This is a genomic window from Pseudomonas sp. P7758 (assembly GCF_013386485.1).
GTDB lineage: Bacteria > Pseudomonadota > Gammaproteobacteria > Pseudomonadales > Pseudomonadaceae > Aquipseudomonas.
Window position 1 is genome coordinate 1 of sequence record NZ_JACARS010000127.1, and the last position, 13,265, is coordinate 13,265.

General features: G+C 60.4%; 11 protein-coding genes. 5 read left to right on the top strand and 6 right to left on the bottom strand.

Annotation, left to right across the window (positions count from 1 at the left end; all coding sequences use genetic code 11):
- Positions 1-95 precede the first annotated feature (95 nt).
- Both HX873_RS24790 and HX873_RS24795 read right to left on the bottom strand, forming a co-directional pair.
- Positions 96-2,273, bottom strand: coding sequence for a hypothetical protein (locus HX873_RS24790; protein ID WP_032898560.1), 2,178 nt, complete (start codon positions 2,271-2,273; stop codon positions 96-98).
- A 206-nt stretch (positions 2,274-2,479) separates the two neighbouring features.
- Positions 2,480-4,741: a bifunctional diguanylate cyclase/phosphodiesterase gene (locus HX873_RS24795; RefSeq protein ID WP_023659115.1), complete on the bottom strand. Its 2,262-nt coding sequence runs from the start codon at positions 4,739-4,741 to the stop codon at positions 2,480-2,482.
- A 281-nt stretch (positions 4,742-5,022) separates the two neighbouring features.
- Here HX873_RS24795 and HX873_RS24800 point away from each other — a divergent pair, with 281 nt between their 5' ends.
- On the top strand, positions 5,023-6,369 hold the full coding sequence (locus HX873_RS24800; protein ID WP_102605047.1) for an MFS transporter: 1,347 nt from the start codon (positions 5,023-5,025) through the stop codon (positions 6,367-6,369).
- A gap of 7 nt (positions 6,370-6,376) precedes the next feature.
- Positions 6,377-6,499: a hypothetical protein gene (locus HX873_RS31840; protein ID WP_256349660.1), complete on the top strand. Its 123-nt coding sequence runs from the start codon at positions 6,377-6,379 to the stop codon at positions 6,497-6,499.
- Between the two features lie 56 nt (positions 6,500-6,555).
- Here HX873_RS31840 and rapA read toward each other — a convergent pair whose 3' ends face one another.
- Positions 6,556-9,402 carry an RNA polymerase-associated protein RapA gene (gene rapA / locus HX873_RS24805; RefSeq protein ID WP_003210909.1) on the bottom strand — a complete coding sequence of 949 codons (2,847 nt, stop codon included), beginning with the start codon at positions 9,400-9,402 and terminating at the stop codon, positions 6,556-6,558.
- 216 nt (positions 9,403-9,618) lie between these two features.
- On the opposite strand from rapA, the gene HX873_RS24810 reads away from it, so the two are divergent.
- On the top strand, positions 9,619-9,960 hold the full coding sequence (locus HX873_RS24810; RefSeq protein WP_008430424.1) for a hypothetical protein: 342 nt from the start codon (positions 9,619-9,621) through the stop codon (positions 9,958-9,960).
- On the opposite strand, the gene HX873_RS24815 is transcribed toward HX873_RS24810, so the two are convergent.
- From HX873_RS24815 to HX873_RS24825, 3 genes are all read right to left on the bottom strand, one after another.
- Positions 9,957-11,153 carry an aminotransferase class V-fold PLP-dependent enzyme gene (locus tag HX873_RS24815; RefSeq protein ID WP_177123345.1) on the bottom strand — a complete coding sequence of 399 codons (1,197 nt, stop codon included), beginning with the start codon at positions 11,151-11,153 and terminating at the stop codon, positions 9,957-9,959. The genes HX873_RS24810 and HX873_RS24815 overlap by 4 nt on opposite strands.
- A complete protein-coding gene (locus HX873_RS24820; protein ID WP_003210913.1) occupies positions 11,150-11,620 on the bottom strand; it encodes a RidA family protein in 471 nt (156 codons plus the stop codon). Before HX873_RS24820 ends, HX873_RS24815 begins: the two co-directional genes overlap by 4 nt.
- A gap of 88 nt (positions 11,621-11,708) precedes the next feature.
- Positions 11,709-12,581: a LysR substrate-binding domain-containing protein gene (locus tag HX873_RS24825; protein WP_102368259.1), complete on the bottom strand. Its 873-nt coding sequence runs from the start codon at positions 12,579-12,581 to the stop codon at positions 11,709-11,711.
- On the opposite strand from HX873_RS24825, the gene HX873_RS24830 reads away from it, so the two are divergent.
- Positions 12,575-12,877, top strand: a complete 303-nt coding sequence (locus tag HX873_RS24830) for a hypothetical protein (RefSeq protein WP_143495551.1) — start codon at positions 12,575-12,577, stop codon at positions 12,875-12,877. The genes HX873_RS24825 and HX873_RS24830 overlap by 7 nt on opposite strands.
- A 143-nt stretch (positions 12,878-13,020) precedes the next feature.
- Positions 13,021-13,137, top strand: a complete 117-nt coding sequence (ccoM, locus tag HX873_RS31970; protein ID WP_003210916.1) for a cytochrome c oxidase subunit CcoM — start codon at positions 13,021-13,023, stop codon at positions 13,135-13,137.
- Positions 13,138-13,265: the final 128 nt, after the last annotated feature.

A 13,265-nucleotide genomic window follows, 5' to 3' on the forward strand; every position in this document is an offset into this window, starting at 1 on the left:
CTTTTGCGCTGTTCAAAAGTGAGCCGCTGTAAGAGCGGAACCATAAGTCGCCGTTACCTGAATAACGGATATACACCCCACCTCAGCAACAAAGCCTACGCCGTCTTCCCGGTATGGTTATTCAGCGAAATAACCTTGGTCTTCCCAATCCGGTGACGATAAATCTCACGCAGGTACTTGATCGCCTTCTTCACACAATCCCGCGACAGACGAATATCGTTGATCGACACAAACTTGTCCTTGTCGTTGATCAACTCACGATACTTCTTCTCGTACATCGGCTTGATCGCATACCAGTTGGTATCCAGGATCTTCGCCGGGTTCTCGAACTCGTTGAGCAGCTCATCAATCCGGTCTTCATCAAAATCCTCATGGATGATGAAATCCAGGATCGAATTATCCAGGGTGTCATCAAACCGATACGGATTACGCGCAAAACAGCGCTTGATAAATGCCACGATCAACGTCAAAAAATCATCCGACAGGCACGGGCTTTTAGCGATCAAGGTCGTGAGCGACAAGTTGGCCGACGCCCCGATCACCAGCGCATACCGTTTGAGCGTCGTATTGGGAAACAGGCTGTTGAGGTGCGTCTTGAGCCGATTCAGGTCCATATAGGACAGCTTGTAATCCTTGGGCAACGACACAATCGACACCACCGACGAGCAGTTCTTGAAGAAGTGCAAGTCATGCAACGCCGCCGCGTCATAGCCGGAATTCTTGTACTGCTCCAGGGAGGCCTTGTACCGCTTGGACTCAATCGGCAACAGGCTGATGCCTTCGATCGCCTGGGTCACCTTGTTGAAGTGCGGCAGATCAATGGAACGGAAAAACAGGTCGTCGATGTTCAGCCGCTGCGGCTCTTTTTCGAACACCTTGAACTTGTCGCTCGAAGGCGCCGGCGTTTCCGGCACCACCGATTCGGCATAGGCAATCGCCACCGGGCCGGCCAGGCTCATGAACAGGTCGTTGGCATCCAGGCGGATGGTCTCGCCAATGTCGATCCCGGCGCGACGGAAATAGTTCTGGTCGTAGTCGGTGGTAACCGCCTGGGCCGTCAGAATGTTGAAGATCTGCTGCGAGATGTACTGGTTGGCGTGCTTTTCCATGGCATTGACATCAATGTTCTGGATGTTGCCGTCATCGCTTTCCTCGGCGTAACGCATGATGTCGTTGGAGATCAGCATCATCGCGTTCCATGGCCGGATACGGCCTTTCACGCTGGCTTCGCTGCTGTCTTCATTGTCGAAGTTGTACGAGAAGTCCCATTCTTCCGACAGGTATTTGCACAACAGCCGCCCGGCGTTGATGTGCAGCGCCTCGGACATTTCGCTGCGGTGATCGGAGATGTTCGGCAGCACACAAATCCCGCTGGTGAAGATCGGCTCGAACACGAAGGCGTGACCGCTTTTGCTGTCGTGTTCATCGGCGGGCTTGGTGTCGAACGTCTTGTTCATGTACGAGTGCTGCTGGGCCAGGCCGAACTCCGAGGCCATGCCTGAACCGGTACCGCCGCCGGCACTGAAGATCGAGAAGTACAGGCGCGACTGGTTGGCCTTGATGCCGCAGGAGTCGATCAGGTACGAGTGGATCATCTTCCAGTCGGGGCTGGAAAAACGTTGGGTGTCTTTGTTGAGGATGATTTTGGCCAGGTACTGGCCAAGGATCGGCGCGTTACCGGCGCCACCGGCATGGACTTCCGAGAGGTCCATGATTTTCATCTTGCTGTAGTCCCGCAGGAAACCGCTTTTCTCACCCTTGCGCGAGAAACGGATGCGCCCGGCAATGTCCTTGTCCAGGTCGCCCAGCATCACCAGCGGCTCGACCAGGAACACCGGTTTGGTGCCCTTGTTCGAACCCAGGCGCAGGTTGTTGCGAATCCACTGGGCGGGGCGGTAGCCCTTGTCGGTGGATTTGTCTTCGTTGCTGAATTCGTTGAGGTAGAACTTGCGGGCGTTGTACACCAGCTCTGCCACATCCAGGGCAATGTTGGAGCCACAGCGGCCCAGGCCGATCAGGCACACCGAGGGGAATTCCTGCTCATTGCGCAGTTCACCGTCGACTTCCATGTGCGGTGCGCGCGGGAACACCATGTCGCGCAGGCCGTCGAGGTTGTCGAGGATACGGTCGGTGTTGGTTTCGGTGAAGTACAGGTACTGCTGGGTGGCCAGTGGGCGGGCGGTGCTCAATGACTTTGAACCTGAGGGTTTTTCCGCAGGGGCTGTCAGCAACACGTCGGATACCGCGGTGGCAGAGTTATTTTTAGAAGTCATTGTGCGCCATGTGCCTGGACGGATGGCTGAGTAAGTATCAAATAGCCATCACAGAATGAGAGATCGCGACTTTACAGTGCGTCCTGGTCCTGGGCGATAGGGTTTAACCCTAGGGTTTTAAGGGGAAAGCCTGGCCGGACTCTGATGAATCGGCCGTTCGTCGGGGTTCTTTAGTGAAATGATGGCGATTTGCCAAATAAACGGCGTCAGCGAATTGGCCGAACGATGGACGCCGGGCCCGCACGACCCGAAGGCGGATCTTTCGGCGCGGGGTCACCCCCCGTCAGGCCCAGCAGGCTGAACAGGTTGTTCTGGTCCAGGCTGTTGATCACCGCGCTGATATCACTCAACGGCACCGCAGCGCTGAGCAGGTAACCCTGAACAAAATCACAGCCGTGTTTTTGCACCACTTCAAATTGTTGCAGGGTTTCCACGCCCTCTGTCACCACCTGCAGGTGCAGGGTGTGGGCCATGCCGATAATGGCCTGGACGATCTCGATGTCGGCGTTCGACTTGGGGATATCCTGGATAAATGAACGGTCGATTTTCAAGGTGTTCAACGGCAGGCGCTTGAGGTAGGCGAGGGACGAGTAGCCGGTGCCGAAGTCGTCGATGGACAGCGACACGCCCAGGGCGCGGATTTGCCGCAGCAATGCCAGGGTGCTGCTGATATTGCCCATCAGCGCGTTCTCGGTCACTTCCAGTTCCAGGCGATTGGCCGCGATCCCGCCGAAGCGCAGGGCGTTTTCGATTTCATCGGCCAACTCGTCACGCGTCAGGTTGAGGGCCGAGCAGTTCACGGCCATGACCAATTCAGTGTGGCCTTGCTCCGACAGCAGGCTCAGGTCGTGACAGGCCTGGCGCAGCACCCAGTGATCCAGTTCGGCAATCAGCCCGTTGCTTTCGGCAATGCCGATGAACCGGTCCGGGGTCAGCAGGCCATGTTGGGGGTGTTGCCAGCGCACCAGGGCTTCGAGGCGCGTGACCCTGCCTTTTTTCAGGTCAAGTATCGGTTGGTAAAACAGCACCAACTCGTTCTTGCCCCGCAGTGCGGCGCGCAGTTCCTCTTCCAGCTGCAGTTCCAGGAAGGCCCGGGTTTTCAGGTTGGAGCTGAAGAAGTTCAGGCTGTTACGCCCGGCATCCTTGGACTGATACAGCGCCAGGTCAGCGGTCTTCAGCAGCTCTTCGCTGGTTTTGCCGTCTTCGGGAAACAGGCTGATGCCGATGCTGGTGGTCATCACCATGCGCCGGCCGGCCAGTTCGATGGGGTCTTTCATTTTCTGCATGATGCGCTGGGCCATGTGCCGCGCTTCATCGCGGTGATGGATGCTGATCAGGATGCAGAATTCGTCACCGCCAAACCGCGCGACCACGTCGTCATGGCTGCGCACCGAGCTTTTGATATGGCCGGCCAGCACCGTCAGCAGTTCGTCGCCGGCGTCATGGCCGAGGCTGTCGTTGATGCGCTTGAAGTGGTCGATATCCAGGAAGATCACCGCCAGCATGCCGTCGGTGGCGGTTTTTTCCGCGAGTTTCTCGGCGAAGATCTGGTTGAAACCACGGCGGTTGAGCAGGGTGGTCAGGGCATCGTAATGCGCCACCTGTTGCAGCGAGGCGCGGGCCTGGTCCAGTTCGGTGAGCAGGGCGTTGACCCGGCGCAGGTCGGTTTCCTTGTGTTGCAGCTTCTTGTCCGCGAGGGCAGCACTGATGCTGCTGCCAATTACCAGCAGGGCGATGACCGCCACCAGCAGCCCCAGTTGGACCGGGTTGTTGTCCACCGGCAGTGCCGACTGTACGAGGTCTTCGGGTACCAGCAGCTGCATGGCCGCCATGCCGGTGAAGTGCATGCTGATAATGCCCGCGCCAAGCACCAGGCTGGCCGCGTACTTGAGCAATTGATGGAACATGCCGGTGCCGTTGCGCAGGTACAGCGACAGCAGCAACGCCGCCAGGCTGGCGCCGATCGCGATCAACACAGAGGCGAGGAACAAGCCAGTCTCGAAATACACGCCCGCCTCGGAGCGCATGGCCGACATGCCCACGTAGTGCATCAGCGCAATACCCAGCCCCATCCACACCGACGCCAGCACATATTGGTGGGCGCGCAGCCTTGGATGACTGAGGGTTTGCATGGCGAACAGCGCCGCGATCAGGGCGATCAGCAGCGAGGCGAACGTCATGATCAATTCGTAGTGAATCGCGATAGGCGCCTGGAAGGCCAGCATGCTGATGAAGTGGGTCGACCAGATGCCGCCTGCCAGGCAGCCCGCGCCTACCCAGCGCCAGTGCCGTTGAGCCTTGGGGTTGTCGACATGGCCGACCCGCTCGGCCATGTCCAGGGTGCCGAAGCCCGCTGCACACGCCACTACATACGCCAGTAGCACCAGAAAGGGGTTATGACTGCAATTGAGTAATAAGTGCCCACTGTCCGGAAGGTCGGTAAAAAAATGCAAACCAAGCCATTCCATAGCATGTCCCGTCACAGAGTTTTAGTCTGACTGCGTCTTTCAGTATAGAGAGCGTGAGCGAGTTACAAGGATTGATGGCAGATTGCTTCTAATCATTTGGCGATGAGTTTATAAACAACTAGAACCAAATGATTAGGGATGACCGCCCGGGTCGCCCGATGGAGTGACATCAGACTTACGAATCATTACAGACAATCCCCACGAGGCTGACTAGATTGCAGGTTCCGGGCTCCGGATGCGTCTGGCATCGCGGCTCACATAACAATAAAAGAGACGGACCCATGCAGAACTCGACCCAAGCGGCGAATGCCTGGCGCATTCTGTTCCTGCTGTTCCTGGCCAACCTGTTCAACTTTTTCGACCGCACCATTCCCGCGATCATCATCGAGCCGATCCGCATGGAGTGGCACCTCAGCGACTTCCAGCTCGGGATCATCGGTACCGCGTTCACCATCGTTTATGCAATTGCCGGCTTGCCGCTGGGGCGCCTGGCCGATACCGGCTCGCGCAGCAAACTCATGGGCTGGGGCCTGGCTGCGTGGAGTGGCCTGACAGCGGTCAATGGTCTGGTGGGCAGCTTCTGGACCTTTTTGCTGGTGCGCATGGGCATCGGCATCGGCGAGGCCAGTTATGCGCCGGCGGCAAACTCGCTGATCGGTGACCTGTTTCCCGCCCACCGCCGTGCCCGGGCCATGGGGATCTTCATGCTGGGCCTGCCCTTGGGCCTGTTGCTGGCCTTCTTCACCATTGGTGCGATGGTCAAGGCGTTCGACAGCTGGCGTGCGCCGTTCTTTATTGCCGCGGTGCCGGGGCTGATCCTTGCGGTGTTCATGTTCTACATCAAGGAACCCAAGCGCGGCGCGGCGGAAGCCGTGCAAGTCTCCCAGGAGAAAGTCGACCGGCCGATTCGCCGGGTGCTGGCGGTGCCGACATTCCTCTGGCTGGTGCTGGCCGGGTTGTGCTTCAACTTCGCCACCTATGCCTGCAACTCGTTCCTGGTGCCGATGCTGCAGCGCTATTTTCTGCTGCCGTTGCAGGATGCGGCAGTCGCCACCGGTGTCATCGTCGGTATTACCGGCCTGGTGGGCCTGACCCTGGGCGGCTGGATTGCCGACAAGATCCATCAACGCATCGCTAACGGCCGGCTGCTGTTCGCGGCGTGCAGTTTGATTATCTCTACAGTGACCACTGCCTGGGCGTTGCACGCGGGGCGGATCGAGATTGGTGTGTTTGTGGCGCTGTTCAGTGTCGGCTGGCTGTTTGCCTATAACTTCTACACCTGTGTGTACACGGCGATCCAGGACGTGGTCGAGCCGCGCCTGCGGGCGACGGCGATGGCATTGTTTTTCGCCGGCTTGTATTTGCTGGGCGGGGGCATGGGGCCGATTGTGGTGGGCGGGTTGTCGGATCATTTTGCCCATTCGGCGATGTATGCCGACGGTGCCCAGCAGATGACCGAGGCTTACAAGGCGGTGGGACTGCATGACGCCATGTACCTGATTCCGGTGGCGCTGTTTTTGACCATGCTGTTTCTGTTCCAGGCGTCCCGCAGTTTTGTGCGCGATGCCCAGCGGATGAAGGATGGGTTGGGGGTGGCGGAGGTGCCGGCCAGGGCGGTTACTGCCTGAGATCGAGGTGACGCCTTCGCGAGCAAGCCCGCTCCCACATTTGACCGAGCTGTTGCTGATGTACACCGTCAATGTGGGAGCCGGGCTTGCCCGCGATGAGGGCATCAAGGTCACCGATGAAACCCAGTGAATAAAAAAGGCCCGCATTGCGCGGGCCCTTTTGTTTGTCAGGGTAGGGCGGCGAAGTTAGCCCGCGACCAACACCCGAATCGCTTCCAGTCGCAGCGCCGCCTTGTCGAGCATCGCCAGGCCTTGCTCGCGCTGTTGGCGCAGGGCAACCAGTTCGCTGTCGCGCACGGTCGGGTTGACCGCTTGCAACGCGGTCAGGCGCGCCAGTTCTTCGTCGGTATCCGCCGCCAGGCGCCGTTGAGCCTCGGCCACACGCTCGGCGTGACGCGGGGCGATCTTCTCTTCACCGGCGTTGATCCGCGGCGTCAACTGGTCGCGCTGGGCCTGCACGAACTTGTTGGCGCTGGCCCGCGGCACGCTTTCCAACTGGTCATTCAAGGTCAGGAACGACACGCGGCCCGACAGGTCATTGCCATTGGCATCCAGCAGGCAACGCAGTGCCGCCGGTGGCAGGTAACGGCCCAACTGCAGCGAACGCGGAGCAACCACTTCGCTGACGTAGAGCAGTTCCAGCAACACGGTGCCCGGCTTGAGCGCCTTGTTCTTGATCAGCGCCACGGCGGTGTTGCCCATGGAACCGGACAGCACCAGGTCCATGCCGCCCTGCACCATCGGGTGTTCCCAGGTGATGAACTGCATGTCTTCGCGCGACAGCGCCTGGTTACGGTCGTAGGTGATGGTCACACCTTCGTCGTCGCCCAGGGGGAAGCTGGCGTCGAGCATTTTTTCGCTGGGCTTGAGAATCAGTGCGTTTTCCGAATGGTCTTCGCTGTCGATGCCAAAGGCGTCGAACAGGGTTTCCATGTAGATCGGCAGGGTGAACTGGTCGTCTTGCTCAAGGATCGCTTCCACCAGCGCATCACCTTCGCCAGCGCCGCCGGAGTTGAGCTCCAGCAAACGGTCGCGGCCGGTGTGCAGTTCGGCTTCGAGGCGCTCGCGCTCGGCACGGGCTTCGTCGATCAGCCCTTGCCACTCGCCGTCGTCGGCGTTTTCCAGCAGCGGCAGCAGGCGCGGGCCGAACTGGTGCTGCAAGGCGTTGCCGGTCGGGCAGGTGTTGAGGAAAGCGTTCAGCGCCTCGTGGTACCACTGGAACAGGCGCTCTTGCGGGCTGGTTTCCAGGTACGGCACGTGCAGTTCGATCACATGTTTCTGGCCGATCCGGTCCAGACGGCCGATCCGCTGTTCCAGCAAGTCCGGGTGGGACGGCAGGTCGAACAGCACCAGGTGGTGGGAGAACTGGAAGTTGCGGCCTTCACTGCCGATTTCCGAGCAGATCAGCACCTGGGCGCCGAACTCTTCATCCGCAAAGTAGGCGGCAGCGCGGTCGCGCTCGAGGATGTTCATGCCCTCGTGGAACACCGTGGCCGGGATGCCGGAGCGCACGCGCAGGGCGTCTTCCAGGTCCATGGCGGTTTCGGCGTGGGCGCAGATCACCAGGACTTTGGTGCGCTTGAGCATCTTCAGCTGGTCGATCAGCCATTCGACGCGCGGGTCGAAACGCCACCAGCGTTGTTCTTCATCGACGTCCGGCTGCGACTGGAAGCTGACTTCCGGGTACAGCTCGGCGTGCTCGCCCAGGGGCAGCTCGAGGTATTCGTCCGGGCACGGCAGCGGGTAGGCGTGCAGCTTGCGCTCCGGGAAGCCTTGCACCGCGGCGCGGGTGTTGCGGAACAGCACGCGGCCGGTGCCGTGGCGGTCCAGCAGTTCGCGGACCAGGCGGGCACTGGCTTCGGCGTCTCCATCGTTGACGGCGGTCAGCAGCGCTTCGCCTTCGTCGCCGAGGAAACCCTGGATGGTCTTGTGGGCGGCGGGCGAAAGACGGCCCTTGTCCAGCAGCTCCTGGACGGCTTCGGCCACCGGGCGATAGTTTTCGCTCTCGGCGCGAAAGGCGTGCAGGTCGTGGAAACGGTTCGGGTCCAGCAGGCGCAGGCGCGCGAAGTGGCTGTCCTGGCCCAGTTGCTCAGGGGTTGCAGTGAGCAGCAGCACGCCCGGAATCACTTCGGCCAGTTGTTCCACCAGCGAGTACTCGGGGCTGGCTTTTTCTTCGTGCCAGACCAGGTGGTGCGCTTCGTCGACCACCAGCAGGTCCCAGCCGGCCGCGAACAGCGCGTCCTGGGCCTTCTCGTCGTCCACCAGCCATTCCAGGGCCACCAGCGCGAGCTGGGTGTCTTCGAACGGGTTGGTGGCGTCGCTTTCGATAAAGCGCTCTTCATCGAACAGTGCGACCTGCAGGTTAAAGCGGCGGCGCATTTCCACCAGCCACTGGTGCTGGAGGTTTTCCGGCACCAGGATCAACACGCGGTTGGCGCGACCCGACAGCAACTGGCGATGGATCACCAGGCCGGCTTCGATGGTCTTGCCCAGGCCCACTTCGTCCGCCAGCAGAACCCGCGGCGCGATACGGTCGGCGACTTCACGGGCGATGTGCAATTGGTGCGCGATCGGTTGCGCACGCACGCCGCCCAGGCCCCAGAGCGAGGACTGCAACTGGCGGCTGGTGTGTTCCAGGGTGTGGTAGCGCAGGGAGAACCAGGGCAGCGGGTCGATCTGGCCGGCGAACAGACGGTCGCTGGCCAGGCGGAACTGGATGAAGTTCGAGAGCTGGGTTTCCGGCAGGGTGACCTGCTCGTTTTGCCCATTGAGGCCGTGGTAGACCAGCAGGCCGTCGACGTCGTCGACTTCTTGCACGGTCATTTTCCAGCCTTCGAAATGGGTGATGGTGTCACCCGGCGAAAACCTCACGCGAGTGAGGGGCGCATTCCGTAGCGCATACTGGCGAGTGTCGCCAGTGGCCGGATAGAGCACGGTTAACAAGCGGCCGTCCTGTGCCAGAACGGTGCCTAACCCCAGCTCTGCTTCGCTGTCACTAATCCAGCGTTGCCCCGGTTGATACTGCTGCGCCATGCTGCCTGACTCCCGCCGTGAAAAAGCCGACTATTCTAACGGAACACGGCTTCCAGACCAAAAGGAATAGGTGCAGCTTCGAGCTTTAAGCTACAAGCGGCAAGAAAAAGGGCGGTATCTTCGTCGGATAGATGACGATTGGTTCACAAGTTGGCGGCTTGACGCTCAAGTCGTCACCCACGCAGCCGACAGTCTGCTGAACAGGAGACTAATAATATGCTGCCACCCATGCTGCCCTTGAGTGTTGTGCCGGTCACGTCGCAGCTTGACCCGGTGCGCCAGAAGCCGGATATCCCGCCCGTGGCGCCGGTTCAGCCAGGCTCCAACGAAAGTACCATCGACCTGCAAAAGCGCGATCCCGAGGAAGCGGCTTTGCTGCTGCGCGAGGAGCAACGTCGCCAGCAGGAACAGCAAAAGCGTCGCCGCGAAGCCGATGAAGACTCGCAGGAGCACCTGGCTGTTCCCGGTGACGAACTCAACGCCGACAACACCGTGCCGGTGGTGCCGTTGATTGAAGACGCACCACGGCAAGGCTTGTGGGTGGACGTCGAGGTTTAATCCCGCAGTTCGCGCAGGGCGGCGATCAGTTGCTCGATGTCTTGCGCCGTATTGAGGTAGCTCACGGAGATTCGCGCCACGCTGTCCAGCTCGCGGGCCTGCATGTCCAGTGGAGTGTAGGGCACGCCATTGGCACCGATATTGATCCGCTTGAGGCCCAGGCGGCGCTTGAGCTCGAAGGCGTCCCAGCCGGCCAGGTTGAACGCGATCAGGCCGGACTGGTTTGCGCTGGTTCCCAGGTCATGCAAGGTAATCCCGTCGATTCGGCGCAATTGTTCACGGATTGTGTCGCTTAACAGCCGGACCGTCTCGCGGACCCGCTCGACCCCCAATCGATTGACCTCCAGCAACGCATTGCCCAGGCCTGCCAGCAAGGCGAACGACACTTCGCTGGTTTCAAAGCGCCGGGCGTCGTTGCGCAAGTCAAATCCCGCAGGGCTCCAGGGCGCCGAAAACACATCGCGTTGGGCCGGGTTCAAGCGCTCGAGAAAGTCCGGCCGCACATAGAGCAGGGCGGTCCCGCGTGGGCCGCGCAGATGCTTGCGCCCGGCGCCCTTGAGCACATCGCAGTGCAGCGCTTGCACATCCACCGGCACCTGGCCGATGGCTTGCCCGGCGTCGATGAAATAGGCAATGCCATGACGCCTGGCCAACGCGCCGATGGCCTCGGCCGGGTTGATCAAGCCGCTGTTGGCGGGGAGCCAGGTCAGGTCGATCAACCGCACCCGGGCGTCGAGCATGGCTTCCAGGCCGGCGACGGAGACCGCGCCGGTTTCATCGCAGGGGATCACTTCTACTTGTGCACCCGATTGCACGGCCGTCTGCATGCTCGCCAGGTTGCCGCCCCACTCGTGGCGGCCCACCAGAATGCGGTCGCCTGGCTGCCACGGGCCGAGCGCCTGGAACGCCATGCTCCAGGCGGTCGAGCCACTGCTGGCGAAGGCAATCGATGACACGGGCGCATTGAGCAGTTGCGCGGCGGCGCGACGGGCTTTTTCCGCCAGCAGTGCGCCGTGTTCGCCGGCCTCCATCGGGCCGTCGCGGGCTTCGCGCTGCAACTGGTCAATGATTGCATCGAGCGTCCCTTGGCTGGGCAGGGAGGCCCCGGCGTGGTTGAAGTGGACGATGCCGGATTGGCAGCCCGGCGTTTCGTCCCGCAGCTCCCGGACCTCGGTCAGGGATAGCGCAGTCACGGCTGCAACTCGAAAATCGCGTCGATCTCCACGGCTACGCCGCCCGGCAAGCTGGCGACGCCCACGGCCGTACGGGCATGCCGGCCTTTGTCGCCGAGGGCGTTGACCAGCAAGTTCGAAGCGCCATTGGCGACTGCACCCTGGCGCTGGAAATCACCACTGCTGGCGATAAATACGCCCAACCGAATGATGCGCACCAGTCGCGACAGGTCATCGCCCAGGGCATCGCTTAATTGGGCCAGCAGGCCCAGCGCCGCGAGTTCGGCGGCCTTGGCGCCTTCGTCTTCGCTGATGGATTCGCCGAGTCTTCCGATGTAAGTGGGTTTGCCGTCCAGCAGCGGGATTTGGCCGGAGATGAACAGCTGGTTCTGGCTGATCACGTAATTGACGTAGTTGGCAATCGGCTGGCTGGGTGTCGGCAGGCTCAGGCCGAGGGCTTGTACGCGTTGTGAGATGGAGTGGCTCATGATGAATCCTCTTGGAAAGAGTCTTCAGCATGGGCGGGGCGATTTTCGCCGACAAACGGATAGATTTAACTCGACGTATCGAAATAACTCATGCGTCGGCACAGATTTCCCGCAGCCATTCACTGAAACAAGCGGCCGCCGTGCTGGTTTCGCCATGCGGGGCAATCAGCCAGTAACCGATCTCGCTTTGATAGGGCGGCCAGTCGAAGGCTTCCACCAATGTGCCCTCCTTGAGCCTGCGTTCGATCAGGCGGTGGCGGCCCATGGCGATGCCCTGGCCGGCGACGGCGGCTTCGACCACGATGTTGTAGTCGTGCAGCAGCGCCTTGGGGTAGTGCTCCACATCCACCTGATAATGCCGGGACCAGTCGGTCCACTCGAAAGGGCGGTGCGAGGTGGCCATCAGCAGCGGGCCATTGGCCAGTTGGCTGGCCTTGAACGCCGGGCTGCAGACGGGTGACAGTGTTTCGCTCATCAGGCGCGTGGCCTGCACGTCGGTCCAGTCGCCCTTGCCGTAGCGAATCGCCAGGTCGACCTCGGCGGCGGCGACATCTGCCAACTGAATCGCCGGCACCAACTCCACCTGGATGTGCGGGTAGCGGCTGAGAAACCCCGCCAGGCGCGGTGCCAGCCACAAGGTGGCGAACGAGGCGAGCAGGCCGACGCGCAGTACGCTGGTGGCGGGCGGTGTTTGCTGCTGGCGGGTGGCGGCGGCGATAGTGTCGAGGGCGGGGCGGATCTGGTCGTAGTAGTGTTGGCCGTCTTCGGTCAGATCGATGGCGCGGGTGCGTCGGATAAACAGCGGTTTGCCCAGGTGCTGTTCGAGTTTCTGCACTTGATGGCTGAGGGCGCTTTGGGTCACTGACAGCTCGGCGGCGGCCTTGATAAAACTCAAATGCCGGGCCACGGCCTCAAAGGCGCGCAGGGCCAGGAGTGGGGGAAGGTCCTTGTGCAGTGCCACGTCGAACGCTCTGTGTGAGGGGGTGGGATGGGGGGATTTTGCGGGCAAATGCGCGCGATGACATCGATTTTGTTTACGCGGGATTGGCGCAGGACGCATTATTGGGGCATCCAAGCCATTACGTAAGCCAAGCCATGAGTGACGATGACAAGCTGATTGACCTGAATGCCGAACGGGCCAAACGTGTTCATGATCTGAATGACAAGCGACTGAATGAAGTGCGCCAGGCGTTTGAACAGGCGATGCCGTTGGGGAAGCCCAAGAAAAAGCCGAAAAGCAAACCGAAAAAGCGTTGATATAGCCTGCATCGTTTGATGCAGGTCAGTTATTTCCCTTCTTTACGCTCCGTCGCGGGCGACATTGATCCTCGTCAATTTCTTCTTTCGTCTTCTTGGTTAACTTAGCCCTATCGCAACAGGGCAAGTGCAGGAGGCCGGTCATGTTTTTCGATAATGTGGTGTTTGCCGGAGTGCTGACGGTTGGCCTCATGGTGATGTTCTTTGTAGGGTTTGGAATTTTTATCTGGAAAGACGCTAATAAGCGTAAGAGGCCTTAGGTCTTTTCGGATACATGAGCACGCAAGGCATTTTGGGCGACTTCGGTCGCCTTTTTTTTGTTTTGGATTTTTTGTTTTGTGTACATATCCGTTGCTGCGGTAACGGCTACTTATGGTTTCGCTCTTAC

Excerpts from the sequence above, each read along its gene's own strand:
- HX873_RS24790 (WP_032898560.1), bottom strand. The coding sequence starts at position 2,273 with ATGACTTCTAAAAATAACTCTGCCACCGCGGTATCCGACGTGTTGCTG.
- HX873_RS24795 (WP_023659115.1), bottom strand. The coding sequence starts at position 4,741 with ATGGAATGGCTTGGTTTGCATTTTTTTACCGACCTTCCGGACAGTGGG.
- HX873_RS24800 (WP_102605047.1), top strand. The coding sequence starts at position 5,023 with ATGCAGAACTCGACCCAAGCGGCGAATGCCTGGCGCATTCTGTTCCTG.
- rapA (WP_003210909.1), bottom strand. The coding sequence starts at position 9,402 with ATGGCGCAGCAGTATCAACCGGGGCAACGCTGGATTAGTGACAGCGAA.
- HX873_RS24810 (WP_008430424.1), top strand. The coding sequence starts at position 9,619 with ATGCTGCCACCCATGCTGCCCTTGAGTGTTGTGCCGGTCACGTCGCAG.
- HX873_RS24820 (WP_003210913.1), bottom strand. The coding sequence starts at position 11,620 with ATGAGCCACTCCATCTCACAACGCGTACAAGCCCTCGGCCTGAGCCTG.
- ccoM (WP_003210916.1), top strand. The coding sequence starts at position 13,021 with ATGTTTTTCGATAATGTGGTGTTTGCCGGAGTGCTGACGGTTGGCCTC.